This is a genomic window from Pseudoalteromonas sp. CO342X (genome assembly GCF_004208915.1).
Classification (GTDB): Bacteria; Pseudomonadota; Gammaproteobacteria; order Enterobacterales; family Alteromonadaceae; genus Pseudoalteromonas; species Pseudoalteromonas maricaloris.
Window position 1 is genome coordinate 204,308 of the sequence record NZ_SGPH01000040.1, and the last position, 17,768, is coordinate 222,075.

General features: G+C 43.1%; 18 protein-coding genes. 8 read left to right on the top strand and 10 right to left on the bottom strand.

Features of this window, described 5'->3' with window-relative positions; all coding sequences use genetic code 11:
* Nucleotides 1-65 precede the first annotated feature (65 nt).
* The 3 genes from EXT47_RS19850 (at nucleotide 66) to EXT47_RS19860 (ending at nucleotide 4,329) form a co-directional block, all read left to right on the top strand.
* Entirely contained in the window at nucleotides 66-962 is an 897-nt protein-coding gene (locus EXT47_RS19850) for an AraC family transcriptional regulator (protein WP_130127395.1), read from the top strand.
* 131 nt (nucleotides 963-1,093) lie between these two features.
* Nucleotides 1,094-2,881, top strand: coding sequence for a hypothetical protein (locus tag EXT47_RS19855; protein ID WP_223193525.1), 1,788 nt, complete (start codon nucleotides 1,094-1,096; stop codon nucleotides 2,879-2,881).
* 251 nt (nucleotides 2,882-3,132) lie between these two features.
* Nucleotides 3,133-4,329: an alpha/beta hydrolase-fold protein gene (locus EXT47_RS19860; protein ID WP_039495105.1), complete on the top strand. Its 1,197-nt coding sequence runs from the start codon at nucleotides 3,133-3,135 to the stop codon at nucleotides 4,327-4,329.
* A gap of 68 nt (nucleotides 4,330-4,397) precedes the next feature.
* Here the strand turns inward: EXT47_RS19860 and EXT47_RS24090 are convergent, their stop codons facing one another.
* A complete protein-coding gene (locus tag EXT47_RS24090) occupies nucleotides 4,398-4,736 on the bottom strand; it encodes a hypothetical protein (RefSeq protein ID WP_223193526.1) in 339 nt (112 codons plus the stop codon).
* Nucleotides 4,737-5,348: 612 nt separating this feature from the next.
* Here EXT47_RS24090 and EXT47_RS19870 point away from each other — a divergent pair.
* Nucleotides 5,349-6,218: a toll/interleukin-1 receptor domain-containing protein gene (locus tag EXT47_RS19870; RefSeq protein ID WP_039495108.1), complete on the top strand. Its 870-nt coding sequence runs from the start codon at nucleotides 5,349-5,351 to the stop codon at nucleotides 6,216-6,218.
* 131 nt (nucleotides 6,219-6,349) lie between these two features.
* On the opposite strand, the gene zapE is transcribed toward EXT47_RS19870, so the two are convergent.
* A complete protein-coding gene (gene zapE, locus EXT47_RS19875) occupies nucleotides 6,350-7,438 on the bottom strand; it encodes a cell division protein ZapE (RefSeq protein ID WP_039495110.1) in 1,089 nt (362 codons plus the stop codon).
* Nucleotides 7,439-7,491: 53 nt separating this feature from the next.
* Between zapE and EXT47_RS19880 the strand changes: the two genes are divergently transcribed.
* From EXT47_RS19880 to EXT47_RS19890, 3 genes are read left to right on the top strand one after another with little or no spacing between them, the layout of a single operon-like run.
* Nucleotides 7,492-8,091: a Crp/Fnr family transcriptional regulator gene (locus tag EXT47_RS19880; RefSeq protein WP_039495113.1), complete on the top strand. Its 600-nt coding sequence runs from the start codon at nucleotides 7,492-7,494 to the stop codon at nucleotides 8,089-8,091.
* A 60-nt stretch (nucleotides 8,092-8,151) separates the two neighbouring features.
* A complete protein-coding gene (locus EXT47_RS19885; protein ID WP_039495115.1) occupies nucleotides 8,152-8,787 on the top strand; it encodes a nitroreductase family protein in 636 nt (211 codons plus the stop codon).
* Between the two features lie 2 nt (nucleotides 8,788-8,789).
* Nucleotides 8,790-9,239, top strand: coding sequence for a DMT family transporter (locus EXT47_RS19890; RefSeq protein ID WP_017216748.1), 450 nt, complete (start codon nucleotides 8,790-8,792; stop codon nucleotides 9,237-9,239).
* Here EXT47_RS19890 and EXT47_RS19895 read toward each other — a convergent pair.
* The 6 genes from EXT47_RS19895 to EXT47_RS19920 form a co-directional block, all read right to left on the bottom strand.
* Nucleotides 9,236-9,853 (bottom strand): glutathione S-transferase family protein, encoded by a 618-nt coding sequence (locus tag EXT47_RS19895; protein ID WP_130127396.1) that lies wholly within the window; start codon nucleotides 9,851-9,853, stop codon nucleotides 9,236-9,238. The two genes, EXT47_RS19890 and EXT47_RS19895, sit on opposite strands and share 4 nt — an antisense overlap.
* A gap of 222 nt (nucleotides 9,854-10,075) precedes the next feature.
* Nucleotides 10,076-11,680, bottom strand: a complete 1,605-nt coding sequence (locus EXT47_RS19900; RefSeq protein ID WP_175401246.1) for an AbgT family transporter — start codon at nucleotides 11,678-11,680, stop codon at nucleotides 10,076-10,078.
* A gap of 124 nt (nucleotides 11,681-11,804) precedes the next feature.
* The gene (locus tag EXT47_RS19905) at nucleotides 11,805-13,283 is read right to left on the bottom strand and encodes a deoxyribodipyrimidine photo-lyase (RefSeq protein ID WP_039495120.1); all 1,479 of its coding nucleotides are present in this window, start codon (nucleotides 13,281-13,283) and stop codon (nucleotides 11,805-11,807) included.
* Nucleotides 13,276-13,605: a hypothetical protein gene (locus EXT47_RS19910; protein WP_039495121.1), complete on the bottom strand. Its 330-nt coding sequence runs from the start codon at nucleotides 13,603-13,605 to the stop codon at nucleotides 13,276-13,278. Before EXT47_RS19910 ends, EXT47_RS19905 begins: the two co-directional genes overlap by 8 nt.
* Nucleotides 13,598-13,861, bottom strand: a complete 264-nt coding sequence (locus EXT47_RS19915) for a DUF3081 domain-containing protein (RefSeq protein ID WP_039495123.1) — start codon at nucleotides 13,859-13,861, stop codon at nucleotides 13,598-13,600. The genes EXT47_RS19910 and EXT47_RS19915 overlap by 8 nt, the downstream gene beginning before the upstream one ends.
* A gap of 44 nt (nucleotides 13,862-13,905) precedes the next feature.
* Nucleotides 13,906-14,445, bottom strand: a complete 540-nt coding sequence (locus EXT47_RS19920) for an isochorismatase family protein (protein ID WP_226899315.1) — start codon at nucleotides 14,443-14,445, stop codon at nucleotides 13,906-13,908.
* 103 nt (nucleotides 14,446-14,548) lie between these two features.
* On the opposite strand from EXT47_RS19920, the gene EXT47_RS19925 reads away from it, so the two are divergent.
* Entirely contained in the window at nucleotides 14,549-15,502 is a 954-nt protein-coding gene (locus EXT47_RS19925; protein ID WP_193522269.1) for a ribonuclease Z, read from the top strand.
* Here the strand turns inward: EXT47_RS19925 and EXT47_RS19930 are convergent.
* Both EXT47_RS19930 and EXT47_RS19935 read right to left on the bottom strand, forming a co-directional pair.
* Nucleotides 15,499-16,812, bottom strand: coding sequence for a DUF2252 family protein (locus tag EXT47_RS19930; protein WP_130127397.1), 1,314 nt, complete (start codon nucleotides 16,810-16,812; stop codon nucleotides 15,499-15,501). The genes EXT47_RS19925 and EXT47_RS19930 overlap by 4 nt on opposite strands.
* Before the next feature lie 3 nt (nucleotides 16,813-16,815).
* On the bottom strand, nucleotides 16,816-17,646 hold the full coding sequence (locus EXT47_RS19935) for a polyphosphate kinase 2 family protein (RefSeq protein ID WP_045989312.1): 831 nt from the start codon (nucleotides 17,644-17,646) through the stop codon (nucleotides 16,816-16,818).
* Nucleotides 17,647-17,768: the final 122 nt, after the last annotated feature.

The following is a 17,768-nucleotide window of genomic DNA, read 5'->3' on the forward strand; positions in this document are numbered from 1 at the left end:
TAATTTTTGCCAATCAACCACGCGCACGAATGCTCGTCATTTATTTGTTATTTCAATGTGTGCTGATGGCAACCAACTTTGCTGAAGAAGCGTTAGGGGTTAGAAGTTATTTACTTATCACGCCTGTATTTACCCTAGCTACTGGGCCTTTAGTCTATTTTCTGTTTAAAAATTTACTGCATGCCAATCAACATAAGCAAGAGCGAAGGTTAGTCCATTTCTTACCTGTTTTGCTGGCGCTTCCATTTACTGAATACACCCAGCTTATGATTGCGTTTGGTACTGTCAGTCAGTTGATTTATTTTGCTTTTACGGTGCAACTTGTTGGCCTTTACCAGCAAGCATCCGCGGAGATCAGAGCGGACGTCAACACGCGCGATTTACAGTGGATAAGAACAACGGTTGTCTTGTTTGTGATCTTTGCTCTGGTGGATTTGGTTAGACTCAATATGCAAACATACAATGACATCAGCACTAAAGCACTCTGGTATTTTATTGACTTAGTTTGGTTACTCGTAATTAATCTTTACCTAGTTGTCAAAGTACACAATCAACCACACCTCGAAGATTCCATAACGCAAGCTCAAGAAATAACGTTCAATGAGGTGGATAAACAGGCAGAAGATCCAACCGAGATATTCAATGCAATTCATAACACGATTATGCTGCACTATTTATATCGCCAGCCACGCCTGACTATTCACGATGTTGCTGAGGTTATTGGACTTGGGGTAAAGGATATCTCTTGGGCCATCAATACTTGTGGTGGTTACAACTTTAATGAGTATATCAATAGCCTGCGGGTCGATGAGGTAAAACAGCAACTACAGTGCGAAAAGCAAACAACGCCCAACTTGTTAGCGCTCGCAATGAATGCTGGGTTTAACTCAAAATCCTCGTTTAACAGTGTTTTTAAAAAGCAAACGGGTTACACTCCAAGTCAATTTTCAAAATTAATATAAGTATATTAAACAATTGCTTAGATTTAATTTCGAGTGTTTTTTAAAAGTCGTAGAAGTACAAAGTCCTTATATTGCACGCCATAGAAAGTTGTTATAGGTAACCTAGAGTTAAATCGATAACAAGGATAAAGATGATGTATTCAAGTTTTCTCACTCACGTGGCCACTTGCCTGACTTTTTGCAGTTTGTTTATCGCGCAGCCTGCAAAGGCTGAACCTATTCGGGCGCTGACATCAACGAGCGAACAAGCGCATGTTGCACAGCAGCTAAATGTTAAATCCCCAGTGGATTACCTAAATACACGGATCAACGCACTAGCGCTGGTACGTAGCAAAAACTGGCAGCAGGCGTTACCACAACTACAAAAGCTCACTAAGTCGTATCAAGATGACGGAGACACTTGGTATCTATTGGGATTAACGCAAATACAATTAGCGCAGTATGAGCAAGCTATCATTTCACTAAAAAAGGCGTTGTCACTGGGCGTAAACCTAACCAATGTACCTACTGGTTCGCGCCCCTCAAATGACATTATGATAAAGATTGCAGGCGCGTATGCCGCGCTAAGTAAAGTGGATGAAGCTAATGAGTGGCTGAGTAAGTCTTTGTCAGCGCGGTACGACGAACGCAGTAGCTTAGCAAATAAAAGTGTTTTCGACTCCATCAAAGATAACCAGCAATTTCAGCGTCTTACAGGTAACTATAAAGACACTTCGCTCACTCGGGATCAGCAGTGGAATGCGGATTTAGATTTCTTACTCTCAGAAATTAAGCGATTGCATGTTAACGAACAGGCAAGTAACAACCCGGATTTAATTACGTTGGCAAATAATTTGCGCTCAGATATACCCAAGTTAACTGATCAGCAAATTGTCTTCGGTATGATGCAAATGATAGGCAGGCTTGGTAACGGGCATAACTTTATCGTACCGACCTTCGGAGAAAAAGGGAATTTCACTCGTTTGCCAGTGCAGTTTTATGCCTTTATCGATGGCCTTTACATTGTTGATGCTGAAGCTGAGTTTAGTGATTTAATCGGCTATAAAGTCACAGCCTTTGGACAAACACCAACCGCAGAAGCAATGGCGAAAGTTGCTGAGATTAATCCGCGAGATAATGAAATGCAGCAGCTGTGGCTTGCGCCTTATTATCTCGCCATGCCCGAAGTACTCGCTGGACTAGAGTTGAGCGATGCGTCAAATGAGGTGTCTATCACGTTGGAAAATGCACAGAGCGCGCAAAAGACCATTCGCCTTAGTGGTCGAACATTTGAATTTCACGGCTTTCCGACTTTGCCAGAAAATCATCAAAAAAGCCCACAATATCTGCAAAACGTCACTAAACCTTATTGGTACGAAGTGGATAAAAGCAATGGGATTTTGTACGTACAGTTTAATGCCGTTGCACAGATGAAAACGCAGTCGCTAGCGCAATTTAGTGCTGAGTTGATAGAGAAAATAAAACACGGTGAAGTAAGCCACTTGGTGCTGGATTTACGACACAATAGTGGTGGCAATGGCTCCATCTTACCACCATTACTAAAGGCACTTATTTATTTTGAAGCGGCAAAGCCAGAAGGCAAGTTATTTGTAGTGATGGGACGTAATACCTTTTCAGCAGCGCAAAACCTCTTAACCAATATTGATAGCTTTACCAATGCTATATTGGTTGGAGAGCCAAGTGGTTCTCGACCAAATCATATTGGTGAAGCTGGAAGGTTCCGTTTACCGTTCAGTGGGGTGTTTGGACTCGTTTCGTCGCAGTTTCATCAAACTTCTCGCTCAGAAGACCACCGTATTTGGATTGCACCACATATGCCGGTATTGCCAGACTCTACGAGCTACTTCAATGGTGTCGATCCCGCCATGAAAGCCATTTATAGTGTATTGGATAACAACGTCGATGGTTTAGTTAAGTAAGCCGCGCATTAGTTGAGCGCATTTTTTAGGTAAAATCATAAAATGGAAGTGGCATAAATGATAATTGCAGCAGTGTTGTTTTTGATTGGGTGGTTTTCTTTGCGATTGCCGCTTTGCTGTATTTCTCTGTTTAAGAGTACGCGCTGACTATCTTATAAGTAAGCTAGCAAAAAGAGGGACATGGGGTGCTATCAATTCCTGAACCATTATGCTAGCTTTGTTAGTGAAATCAACTAAATGGAATAATAATAATGAGAATTGGTAAGGCTGTTCAGTGCTTGTTCGCTGTGACGTTAGCGGCTTTCTTTTCGGGATCAGCAATGGCAGAGTCCGAAGAAAAGACAAAACAAGAATATGAACAACAAACAAAAACCTTGATGTCAAAAGTGCTTGATGAAAAGAGAACTTTTACCATTCAACTACCCAAAAGTTATCACACCAACCCCAATAAAAAATACCCTGTTATTTATCGCCTTGATGGTAAAGGCAACCTTCCGTTGATGACCGCTGTACTTGAGCGCTTGCAAGAAGCAAACGTTTCTGCGGCACCTGAAGTTATTATTGTTGCAATCGAAAATACAGACAGGTTAAGAGATCTTTATCCAACTAAGAATAAAGAGCCGGCAGGACCTATGGATATTGGCGGCGGGGCACCCAAGTTTTTAGAGTTTATCGAGACTGAACTTATTCCTTATGTGAACCAGACCTACCGCACTCATGATTTTAAAGTCATTGCAGGTGCTTCAGCAGCGGGTACTTTTGCTCTTTATGCTTTGCAGGCCAAGCCCGAGCTATTTCAAGCGCATATTGCTTATAGTCCAGCGGTATGGTGGAACTTTGGCGCGACAGCAAAGAGTACTAAAGCGTTTATTTCCAAAACGAAGCAGTTAGATAACTTTCTATATATCACAATTGGTGAGGAAGGCGGCGTGATGCGCGAAAGGTACGACGATATGGCGAGCTTTCTAGCAGCAAATCAACCACATGATTTGCGCTTTTTCAGTGAGGCCTACGACAATGTTCCGCATGGACTTGTGTCTGCAGCTGGTATTTTTAGCGCGTATCAAAAACTGTTTTTGCCAACCCGAATGCCTGCGCGTGCTTATACTGGTGAATTGAGCTCTATTACTAAGTATTATCAACAACTGTCTGCTCAATATGGCGAGGCTTTTGAGCCACAGGAAGCCGTGATCAGAGAGCTTGGCTATTACCACGTAAGCATGGGTAACGTGAAAGAAGCAATTAAGTTGTTTAAGTTTGGCGTTTCACGCTATCCAAATAATGCAGATGCCTACAACGGCTTAGCATATGGCTATGAAACCGACAAACAATACCAAGCATCTTTAGAGCAAGTAAATAAAGCGCTGGCATTGTCATCAAAGGGTGATGGTGGCTACGATGTCTTTGTTGCTCGTAAAGAGCGGTTAACTAAATTACTTGGTGAGTGATAATCAAAATGCGTAAATAGGCCACTTAGGTAATCGATGTGGTCTATTTTTTGAGTATTTATTGCCACTTAAAAATAGTGGCGAATACGCTTTATTTTTTCGCCGCTAAACTCAAACAGTGTCATAAGCTTTTGCTTATTTTCTTTTTCATCCGTGTTACCTTGCTGATCAACGCAAGGATGTAGATACTCAACGGTCACCGCATTAAGTCCTTCAATGATGTTTGTGACTTCGATATCGCATTTTCCGTATTGGCCTAGATAGCTGAGTAAACAAGTAGAACAAGAGACAGCAAGTAGAGAAACAGGACTGCCACCCTTAATGCTTGGTGTGTTGGGCCTGTTGTCCTCGTGACGGGTTTCTGCGCCCGTCCATGGGCGCCGACATACTTTTCTTTGCTTGCCCAAAGAAAAGTATGCAAAAGAAAAGGCACTCCCAGCATCACACCAGGAGCCTCAAGTCATCAGCCAATTTTAACATTACCAGCATAAAAGGACCGTCCTTGGCCCTGTTATGCTTTTTCACGCTTCCCTGCGCGAAATAAGTTAATTGGTTGATGTCTTGAGGGTGTGACGAGGGAGCAAGTGTCGCTGTTAGATCATAGCTTTTAGTCTACATTTATATTGCTGCTATGATGTTCTACGGACAGAGAGCAAAGCTGCGCGAACGGTTAGCTGCTAGGTTTACTTTTTAAATCAACCAGTTAATTTTCTTAATTGTTCTGAGCGGGGTATGAGGTGTGTAAAAAATGTCGCAGTTTATCTGGCTAAATTAGGTGTAATGGAGGCATAATAAACACTGAGCAATGCAGAGGCAGCTTGATTAATAATAGATTAGCCGATCAAACTAGCTATGAGCGCTAAAGCCTCTGAAAAGTCTATTTTTTCTAAATTAAGTCATAGCATAAGCAACATCAACTCTGACACACCGAGCAGGTAGAGGTTCAGTCCAACAAGCGAATATGCACCATAAACTGTGTGTCGCATAAATACTAAATGTTATACCAATTAGGAGGGGATATGGGCACGAGCGTATTTCTCAGTCACAACCATAAGGATAAGGATTTTGTTAGGCGTCTCGCCATTGATATAGAAAGCCATGGCATAAGAGTTTGGTTAGATGAAGCAGAAATGAAAATCGGTGATTCCCTTGTACAAAAAATTAGAGAGGGAATTGATAACGTAGACTATTTTGCTGTAATCCTATCATGTAACTCAGTTAAAGCCCCTTGGGTCGTAAGTGAGCTTGATGTGGCTATGAATTATCAGATCGCAGGAAAGATAAAAATTCTACCAATAATTCTTGAAGATGTTGACTTGCCAAGTTTTCTTGTAGGAAAGCTGTACAGTAATTTTTCGAACATTGATTCATACGATGATGAGTTGAAAAGACTAGTTACCAGTATGGGAGTAGTCTTTAATAATAATGTTGTTGCTCCACGGACGGCATCAAACTTAGGCCAATCTTTAGATTCTGCAAACATGATAGGCCTACCGATTATGTCCGCTCCATTTCATCGGCCCTATCAGTATCTTGGCATGGTGTTGAGCGACGTGGAAAAGATAGTTGGTGTGCAAGCAAATGAAGCTCGAAATATAATTGTTGAGAATGAACTCTGTAAAATGGTGTTATGGGGAGAAGGAAATTTTGTGAGTTTTGTGGAAGTAGATTTGCTCCAAACAGAACCACATTCACAAAGTGAAGACTTCAACAGTGAAGCTTTATTAGGAGCTTTAAGTATCGGCATTCACGAACTAGAGCTCGTCAGGAAAAGAACTGATTTCCATACATATTATGATCACAAAAAGCGAATGAAAGTTACCGCAAGTTGTTTATATGATGGAGCTCCGCTATCTGTGAGCTTTGGAACAAAGTACTACAATATGTAAATTGGTATAACAAGTGCAGTCAGCGGATTCTTTACACTCGCCGCTTCTGTAAGCGTTACCACCGTCGGCTCATAGCACATATGCGACTGTCAGATTATATGCAGTAGGGTAGCGCTAGGTATAACATGTACCTAAAGGCCTTCAGGTTTAAGAGGCCAACTTTGCATTTCTGTCACTCGACTAATGCAGCGAGCGAAAGCAAATGCCAGTTGTTCTCCTTGGTAAATTTGCTCAATCGGCGCATCTGCCAAAAAAACAACCAGTACTTTGGCTTCGTAACACTCATCGATAAGCGCAATCAGTCGTCTGGCCTCATCGTCGCCAATCCTAGGTTGCATTGAGTTATTTGGGCGGATATAGCCTTCCTCAGTTCCTTGTGCTACATCTTTATTCTCTGGAGTAACACCGAGTAGCGGTAACTCAGAGATAAAAATACAGCTAAATTGCTGTGCAAGCTCAATATAGTCATTGGTAGCGCGAGGGCTTGAGCAGATCTCCATAAAATCAAAACATACGACGCTTTCATTTGCGCCAAGCACGTTAATTAGACGATGATTAATCTCCAGGACGCCCGGTTTGAATATGCCACCGGCATTAGTAAAGGCGTCCCAAAACGCTTGTTTATCGTTGACGAAGTAGTGGTTTGCCGTTGTACCTTTGCTAAATCGATGATCTGTCTCACCACATACAGATATGACATCGCAGTGACTTATAAGCAGTGCTATCGTTGGCTCAAAGCGGTCTCTATGTAATCCATCTTTGTATAACTCGGTTGGATGACAATTAGAGGTTGCAACTAAGGTCACGCCAGCTTCAAAAAGCGTTTCAAACAATCTCGCCATAATGATGGCATCACCGATATCAGTGACAAAAAATTCATCAAAGCACAGTACAGAAGTTTGCTCAGCCCAGTTTTGGGCGATCCGCTTTAAAGGATCTCTCACACCTTGAATTTGATTGAGTTCTTTATGTACCTGTTGCATAAAGTGATGAAAGTGTAGGCGGGTTTTATCTGTGACGTCAGTGAATTCATAAAACCAATCCATCAGCATCGTCTTGCCACGACCAACTGGGCCATAAAAATAGATGCCTTTATTCGAGTGACCACAAGCGAGTGATTGAGAAAGGGCATCTAAAGCTGAAATTGCAGCTCGCTGCGCTGCATCAGGAGTAAGATTTCCACATTCAATTTGTGCTTGGTAATGGCTAGAGATTGACATAGACACTGCAAATAGGAATAGTTAATCCGAATAATATCATAAAGCTAGAACTCATGGATGCACTAACAAGATTAAAACAAGCGGTAGACGCCTATTACCCGCTTTCTCAAGAAACCTGGTCCGCTATTGCTGCGATCACCAACATCAAATTACTCGCGAAAGATGAGTGGCTTTACAAAGAAGGAGAATATCTGACTACTTTTGCATTTTTACATCAAGGGTTAGTTAGATTAGTTAACACCAATGCTGCTGGGCAGGAATACAATAAGCGTTTTTTTGTGGCGGGGGAATTTCCTGGTGTAATGCACGCTTTGCACCGTGCAGAACCCGCTAATCAGGGGATCCAAGCCTTAGAACCGACTGAGGTTGTGCTAATTAATTTTAAGAAATTTAGAGCACTGCTGATGGATAATCCGGAATTAATGCGATTTCAAATACTGTATCTTGAAAAGAACTGGTTGTTAGAAAAGGATAAGCGAGAGCTTTATATGGTGCAGTTAGATGCCACGGAGCGCTATCTTGCATTTTTAAAAGAGCAGCCAGAACTTGCTGAGCGTGTACCGCAATACCATTTGGCGTCACACCTTGGGATCACTCCTACACAGTTAAGCCGAATTAGAAAATCGTTAAAAAATTCTGGCTCGTTTACATAGGTAAATGAGTCAAGCTCTTCACCTTGTTAAAGTTGCCTTACACATAATGGAGAGCAACTTATGAATACATCACAACTAGAATCGTTATTGAATTGGCGTTACGCCGTCCGCAAATTTTCTGAGCAAACCATTGCGCAAGACAAAGTCGATAAGTTAATCGAACTAACGGGGTTGAGTGCTTCAGCATTTGGCTTACAGCCTTATAAGATTATTCAAATATCCAAGCAATCGATAAAAAAAGCATTACTACCGCATTCGTATGGACAACAAAAAGTGCTTGATAATAGTCATCTATTAGTTTTTGCTGCGGATATGTCACCTATTGATAGTCAAGTAGAGCGCTACATTCAAGACTTTAAGGCGAATCGAAATCTTGATGAGCTTATCTATGCACAGATGGAATCGGGTATGAAAGACGCGCTACACACCATGGACTGTGTGTCTCAATATAGCTGGTGTTCTGAGCAGGCTCACTTGGCCCTCGGTACATTACTGCTGGTAGCCGCCAGTATGGAAATTGATGTTTGCCCAATGACCGGTATCGATAAGGTTGCCTACGATGACGTATTGGGTCTTTCATCCTTAAACTTACGCACGGTATTAATTGCGCCAATTGGCATTCGTGACAGTACGGATGTGAACGCGAATACAAGCAAAGTAAGGAAATCGAGAGACTTGCTGCATATTGAGGTGTGACGATGATTTTTGCCATATTAGCTGTTTTTGCAGGCGGTGCAATCGCGGTGCAGGCAAGCATGAACGCACAGCTTGGCGGTTTATTAAAAAGTCCGATATTAGCAGCAGGAGTGGCGTTTACTGTCAGCGCATTTTATGCCTTTATTGCCTTTCGGGTATCTGATAACGTGCTGCCAGCAACCTCAGAGCTAAAAGCGGTGCCTTGGTACTTGTGGTGTTTAGGTGGGGTGCTAAGTGCAACAGGGGTGGGACTCTGTTATTTTTTAATTCCTAAAATGGGTATAGGTAACCTAATGGCTTATTACTTGTGTGGTCAAATGGTGGTAGCTATGGTGATCGGTCAGCTTGGTCTCTTTGGTGTACCCTATACGCCTATTAACCTGCAAAAAGTCGTGGGCGTGATCGCTGTGCTGACCGGTATTGTACTTATTAACGTTAATCGTTCAGGCTAGAACTCAGCCATTTCTAAGGCTTTGCTAATAGCTGGTGTTGCCGAAATTTGACGATAATAGCGGCGTAAATTCTTAAGCGAAGGCGTTTTTTCTAAAAATGTCTTCGCACGCTCACAAAGCATAAATAAATAGCTGTCGCACAGCGTAAATTGATTTGCAAACAGGTAATGATTGTCTGCAAGTAAGGTATCAATAATACCAAACCCTTCTTCTAGTCGACCTTGCTGCGAGCGAATAAGGTCGTCATACATCAAAGCACTTTGTGTGTGTCGTTCTGGGTAGGTATACATCAATAAGTCGCTGTGAATAGAAGCGCTCATAAAATGCATCCATTGCAGGCACTGTGATTTTAGTTTTAGCTCAGTTGGGATAAGTTGCTTGTCGATGTGCTTTTCAGCAAGGTACTGAGAGATTGCAGCGCTTTCAAATAAGGTAAAGTCATCATCAACGAGGGTAGGTACTTGTCCGGCTGGGCTTAGTGTTAAGTATTGTGTACTACGGTTGGCGTTTTTTTTGATATCCACCAGTTCAAGTTGATAAGGCTCACCAATGAGTTCTAATAAAATATGAGGCGCAAGGCTCGCACTTTGTGGATAGTAAAAGAGTGTATACATAATTCACCTAATGTTAGCTCACGTGTATCACTCAGGAACAGGGCATAAAATAACAGTGATCACGTGAAGTTAGTTTAATACCAATGTAATAATTGCAAGGTTATTGGTATCCAAAATCGGCTCCTTCTTCGCTGTCTCCTATTCAACCTTAGGTGAGGGTTGAGGTTTTCACAAATAAAAATGCCAGCAAATGCTGGCATTTAGATAATTTTAAAATATTAGCTACGGATTGTAGTAGATAGGAGAGTTAGGTCCAACTGGTAGACCAAAGCCAAATACCCACACGTAGAATAGTGCTACCCAGCCGATAAAGAAGAACATGCTGTACGGCAACATTGTGGCCACTAGTGTACCTATACCCATGTCTTTTTTGTATTTCGTCGCAACCGCTAATATCAAACCAAAGTAACTCATCATCGGGGTGATAAGGTTAGTAACTGAATCACCAATACGGTACGCTGCTTGAATGGTTTCTGGCGCATAGCCGATAAGCATTAGCATTGGAACAAATATCGGTGCAGTGACAGCCCATTGAGCTGATGATGAACCAAGGCTTAGGTTCACGAGTGCACACATGAATATAAACAGTACGAATACTTCAGGGCCAGTTAGGTTTAGCGCCTGTAACAGTGCTGCACCATTTATCGCAAGGATAGTACCTAGGTTTGTCCATTTAAAGAATGCAACAAACTGAGCAGCAAAGAATACCAACACGATATACATGCCCATAGAGCTCATGCTTTTACTCATTGCATCAATAATATCGCGGTCATTTTTCATGGTGCCAACCACACGGCCATACACAAAGCCCGGAATTGCAAAGGTTACAAAGATAAATACCACGATCCCTTTTAAAAATGGTGAGCCTGCTACTTCGCCTGTTACCGGATGACGTAAAATGCCATCTTCAGGCACTATGGTTAAGGCAAGTAGAATGCTTACTACGAGTAGTGATACGCCCGCCCATTTGAGGCCTGATTTTTCTTTTGCAGAAAGTTTCTCGATATTGTTTTCACTTAAATCAACGCTGGCTTCTTTAGGGTCGTATTTCCCTAAACGTGGCTCTACGATTTTCTCAGTGACTAAGGTTCCCACGATGGCTATTAGGAATACTGAAATCATCATAAAGTACCAGTTCGCTTCAGGTCCTACTTGGTAAGTTGGGTCAATCATCTGCGCAGCTGGCGTCGTAATCCCCGCTAATAGCGGATCTATGGTGCCAAGTAACAGGTTTGCGCTGTAGCCACCAGATACGCCAGCAAATGCAGCGGCTAAGCCGGCAAGTGGGTGTCTACCAAGGCTATGGAAAATCATTGCGGCAAGCGGAATAAGTACAACGTAGCCAAGTTCTGATGCGGTATTAGACAAGATAGCAGCAAATACAATCATAAAGGTAACAAGGCGTTTTGAAGCCCCCATTACCATGCCGCGCATTGCAGCTGATAGCATGCCAGAGTGTTCTGCAACACTAACCCCTAGTAATGCAACAAGTACAGTGCCAAGTGGTGCAAAACCAGTAAAGTTAGTTACAAGACCTGTCACAATGCGTTGCAAACCCTCTGCACTCATTAAGCTTACTACTTCAATGACACCATCGGGGTCGCGGCCTGCGGAGCCTTCTGGGCGAGGATCGATGGCAGATAGCCCCATCCAATCGGCAATACCACTAAATAACACGATGGCGATACAAAACATTGCAAACAAAGTAATAGGGTGGGGAAGCATATTCCCTAAGAACTCAACAGTTGCCAAGAAGCGATTAAATAATCCCCCTTTTTGCCCCTGTTGGTCCTGACTATCAGCTTGCGTCTCTACAGCATTTGACATAGCTAAATTCTCAGTTCCAAAAAATGGCGCAACCTTAGCATTTTTTTTACATGAGGTCATGCTTAAGCGGCTATTTGTCCTCTTTCTGGGTTGAAAGGCGGAACATTGTGCAAAAACAAATCAGTTAGAATAGTTTTAACTGATTTTTATCAGAACTTGCTTGTTTTTTGCGCCCACGACTTGAGCGACGCCTTGAAGCGTGAGTGTGAAGCACTCTACCTGTTTCATCTTTATCTAGATGTTGTTTATAAAATGCAGAGATTTTTTCACGGGCAATTTTTGCTGCGTCATCGGGTAATATGGCAGGGCGCTGATATTGGTCTTCTTTTAAGCCAGTATAAAGCCAAGGCGTATGCAAGTAATGCGTTGGAACGTGATTGAGCTCAGGAATGTAGCGGCGAATAAAGTGACCTTCTGGATCATATTTTTGCCCCTGCGTTATGGGGTTATAGATGCGAAACGGATTTATCCCAGTAGTGCCTGACTGCATTTGTACCTGAGGATAGTGGATCCCAGGTTCATAATCGATAAATAGAGTGGCAAGTCTTGCTGCTGGTTGTTGCCAATCAAGCCACAGATGATAGCTTGAAAACGCCATCAACATGGCGCGCATGCGAAAGTTTATCCAGCCTGTGGTGATCAGCATTCGCATACAGGCATCAATAAAGGGGACTCCCGTGTTACCGTGAGCCCAAAGTTCATGACGTTGGTGACTAAATTCACTCGCACGCATAGCAATTAGGGATGCATGCACTGCACGCTCAGCATAAAGCGGTTCTGATTCGAGCTTTTGCACAAAGTGGCTATGCCAGTAAAGCCGTGATAAAAAACTGCTCTTATTGCGTTTTGAGTCAACATTTAAAGCAAGGGTTTGTTGTAAAACATCCCTGAGGCTTAGCACGCCATAGGCCAAATACGGACTGAGTCTGGAGCTACTGTTCACAGCTTTTACCGGGCTTGAGATACCAAATAAATAGTTGTCTATCCTATGATTAAAAAAGCTATTCAAGGTTTGCTGTGCGGCTTTGAGTCCACCTAATTGTGGCTTTGGCGCTGAGTTGCTGTCATTCCCAAGGTAATCATTTAAGAGTGCAATACCACTATGCTGTTGCAGCAGAGGATTAATTTTTGAAGGGGTTGGTAGACAGTCGCTTTGCAGCCAGTCTTCGGCTTGCTGTTGCCACTTATCACGATTCACTTTTCCCCTGAATACGGCTTGTTGGCGATATTCTTCATACGTTACGTGTCTTTCTTTGCACCAGGCAATAACACGCAAATCGCGCTCAAATGTCCATGTATTCCCCGTTTCTTGATGGCAATAAAGGGTAGCTATCGCGATGTGTTGATGGATCTTTTCTAATATTTCAATGATATCGCCCTGGCGAATCGTCAGCGTGCCACCTAAAAGCTGCAGCTGCTCAGCAAGGCTTAGCAGCGACTCTTTTACAAATTGAAATTGTCTTTCGCTGGTATCGGGGAGTTGCCAATATTCGGGCTCAACAACATACAATATTAGGGTTGGTCTGCCATTATTACACGCTTCGTAAAGTGGTCTATGGTCGAACACTCTTAAGTCACGTTTGAGCCAAACGAGATTAATCATCTAACACCCCCTTAAACAATAAAGGGTAACGGCGTAGGCGTTTGCCGATGTAGTCGTCGGCGAGGAGCTGCTGGCATATTCGCTCTACGTCATCGTCCACTGCAAACACCCAATCAAAGCGTTCGATGGCGAGCAAAAAGCCACGTTTTAAATAGCGTTGCTGGCGAAATTCATCGCAGTTCTGTTTGATTATCTTGAGTTTATTTGGATTTTCCCTGAGCGCTTCGACGACCTTACTTACATATGCGCGGGTTTGTTTGCTTTCAGGGTGGGGACGTCTAACGCGACGTCCTCGGTTGGTATTTGGATATAAGCTACTCATTCGCCTCTTTAAAAATGTAATCTAGCTTCTTAATGAAATCGTCTTTGTGCTTATCTTGTTCATAATCCAAGTGATAAGTATTATGAAACCCAGAGCGCAGTAACACGCCACTGCCTTGCAGGTATATGGTGTAACCATCTGGATCTGAATAGGCCACTATGCCCTCATAGCGTTTACCTTCTTCGGTTACTTCACCGTGATTTTGAATATGCTCGAACACCGTTAACAAGAACTTGCTATCTAATTCATTTTTCATTGTTCACCTCGATACTTGGAATACGCTTTCACTGTGATAGCCGATCACTTAACTAACGCTGAAATTGCCTTAAATTGCTCATTCTTGGCCGATTTTAGCCACTGAAATAAAATAGACTCTAAAGCCAAAAAGCGTGCGCCATCTGCTTGCATCTGCATTAGCGCCCAATCTGTGTGTTTTGGATTGCGTGAGCAAATACCATCGGCAACTATTACAACGTTGAAATTGTCCGCCAGCAGGTCATTGACGGTTTGTTGTACACAGATATGACTTTCGAGGCCAACCACGACGATGGTGTCGCGTTTATATTCTTGAATAGCTTGTTTGCATGATTCAACGTGGTAGGCACTAAACGCGGTTTTTTCGATAACCGGGAGATTAAATTCAAGTAAACTCGGTGCTGTATGGCCAAGCCCTTTGGGATATTGCTCAAAAATCAGTGCGGGAACAGTCAAATGTTCTGCAGCTTGTAGTAGGGTGGTTACTTGGCGCTCGATATCGCCAAATACCTCAATATGAGGACGAAATTTTTCTTGAATATCGATCACTAAGATCATGCTGTCCGAAGGTATCAAATTCATCATCTTCTCCTTAGAGATTACGTTGCAAGGCGAGCACGCGCGCTTCGCTAATACGTTATTTATTCGTTACAATGGAATACCCACTTAAAAAGTAAACGGTTTTGGCGTGAAAGTACATTTTCTTGGCACTTCTTCAGGTAGCCCATCTAAACAACGTAATATGTCGGCAGCGGCAGTAAGCTTTGAAAATACCAAAGCCTGGGTACTAATTGACTGCGCCGAAGCGACCCAGCATGCGCTGCTGCACAGTGAGTTAACCCTATATCATCTCGAAGCAATTTGTATTACCCATCTTCATGGGGATCATTGCTATGGATTACCCGGACTCATTTCATCCATGGCTTTAAACTCTCGCAAAGCGCCGCTAAAATTAATTGCGCCGAGGGCCGTTATTCAGTTTGTGCAAAGCTGTTTTACACTGACAGAGGTGAGACTAAGTTTTGACTTAATCACCATCGCCCTTGAAGAAATAAACGATAAACTACCGCTTGAAAGTTGCGATATCGAAACCATAGCGCTACAACACAGAGTGCCCAGTGCTGGCTATAAGCTCACGGAAAAGTGCATTCCTCGCAAGTTAAAAATAGACAAACTTCAGCAAGGTGGCATTGCGTCTGGCGGCCACTACAACCTGTTGCAAAAGGGCCAAGACGTAGAATACCAAGGCCGACTTTTAATCTCAGATGACTACAGTTTTTATAGTTGGCAACCTCGAGTTGCAATAATTTGTGGTGATAACGAAAAGCCCGGCTTGCTATCGCAGATGATAATAGGGGTCGATTTGCTTGTTCATGAAGCTACCTTTACCGCTGCAGATCTTCATAAAGTGGGCTTTCATACAGGGCATAGCGATGCCAAGCGCATCGCTCAATTTGCACAACTACATCAAGTACCCATGCTCGTGCTCACTCACTTTAGCGTGCGTTATCATGGTGAGGGCATGCTGCAGCCTCTTATTGAAGAGGCCAAGTTGCACTTTAGCAATGCACTCATCATTGCAGAGGATGGCCTAATTGTAGACATTCCAAAGCAAAAGCAAGTTGAGTGCGCAACTGCTTAGCTCTGGGATTGCTTGCAAAACCAACGCCAATCGGCTACGACTTGCTCGCTGTAATGACTGGCCGATTTGACCAATTCATCGATGAGACTAGGCAAAATGGCTACGGCATCCTCTTGAAATTGTAAGGATCGTCTATCTGCTCGCATATGTGAAAGGGCAAGGGCTTCACCGCAAGCTTCTGCATATTGGCTAAAGCCCGACTTAGTCGCTGCACGCTTACCAATGGTGATGTCTTCTGGGTCTATACCAACGCGAGCATGATGGCGCGAGCGTACCAGCCAGTGACTGCCTTGCCACAGTGCATTATCTAAAATGAGATCGGTACGGCGCTGCATTTTTCTTTGACTGTTGACGGTTAAGTGTGCGGGATCTAAACGATTCACTGGGCTTAAATTTGCAAAGTAAGCGAGAGGCGAAGCGAGTTGCTGTTGTTTTACCTCCACAATGTGGCATAGCGGCAAAATATCTTTAGTGGGCTTTTGTACGTTTGGGCCAACCAACAAATAATATCTGCTAAGATGCAATGAGCCTGTGCCTTGGTCGATACGCTCAACACAATCTAAAATTTCGTCATCAACATAGGGCGCAAAGTGATGAATAAGGTTTTCTTTTAAATCGGGGTCAAGTTGCTTAAACTTCAGTTTATCTTCGCGAAAATGTAGCGGCTTAATGCTAAGGTCGATTTCCTTTGCGAGCGTGCTTTTTATCGTAAACGCGGCACCACCCGCCATTCTTTGTAACCCTTTTTGCCATCGTTTATGCAGTATATGATTATTATCAAATTCGGTTAAGCCTGTGTTGCTATCGACCTTATGTTCCAGCGACAACTGACAGGCTTTTAGGTAGCTGTGTAAAAAGTCCAATTGTGCTTGGGCAACCAGCTCTTTACTTACCAAAGGTTTACTTCTGTCTTTAATATCCTGAGCTTGCTCTTGAATACGCCCACCTTCTAGTTGGGTAAGCGGTAAACTCACTAAAAAGCGAAACAGGTCCCACACTGCGTGTCCGACACAGGCATCATCGAAGTCATTAGGTTCAAAAATTAAGGTGTCGCCGTGGCTGCCTTCTTCACTATGAAAGCCAAAATTGCCCGTATGACAATCGCCCATTACGTAGGTGAGTGGCAGGCTGGTGGCCGCTTCAGGTAACTGCAGTTGTTGCTCCAGTAAGTCCTTATACATAAGCGCGGCACTACCACGGAAGAACCGAAATGGACTGAGTCTCATTTTGTCGAATTTACTGCACTCATTGCTTATGTGAATGCCTTCACGCTCATTAAAGTAAGATGCAAGATAGTCGTGACGATTCATGGATTAGTCCTCCCTTTGAACAATACCCAATTGAGATTTTGCCAGTTTTACAACGGCTTTATCGATAGGTGGGGGACTAATATCAACCCCCTTGCTTAACGCTTCGACAATGGTTTTCATCACTTGTACGCGGGCATACCATTTATGTTCCGCGAGGATCAAATGCCAATCCGCTAAATTTGTATCGGTTTTAGCAAACATATCATCAATTGCTTGCTCATAATCTTGTCGCTTTTGGCGGTTGCGAATATCTTCTTCCGTTAGTTTCCAGCGCTTATACGGATTATTTAAACGCTCTGTAAAGCGTTTGAGCTGTTCGTCTTCGCTAATGTGTAAAAATAGCTTAACAATGCGGACATTATCATCTGTCAGCAAACGCTCAAATTCATTGATTTCTTGATAGGCGCGGCGCCACTCTTGCTCACTAGCAAATGCTTCAACCCGTTCTACCAACACTCGGCCGTAATATGAACGGTCAAAAATAGTCATAGTACCCCGAGGAGGTAACTTTGTTTGAAACCGATACAGGTAATGCCGGCCTTGTTCCTCAGGCGTTGGTTTTGCGATTGGGTAGACCTTAACGCCGCGCGGATCGAGCTTTTCTGTCATGCGGCGAATCGCGCCTCCTTTACCAGCCGCATCCCAGCCTTCAAACACTAAAATAGCGCGCTTTCCTTGATGAAAATAGGCTTGTTGCACATGTAATAGTTGGGTTTGCCAGTACTTTAACTCGCTTTTGTAGTGTTTTTTTGAATCAATAGCAGGATGTGTCATGGGTGGCTTAACACTTAGCCCGCGATTTAGCGCCTTTATTTCTGATACATAACTGGTCATGCTAACTCCTTTAATCGCCTTTGGTTAAGTTGGCCCTGTTGTTGTCAAAGCGCTGTTCAACGCGAAAATATTACCGCACCAACTAACTTTTGAGCGTGTTAGAGTAACCTAGATTAAACTCT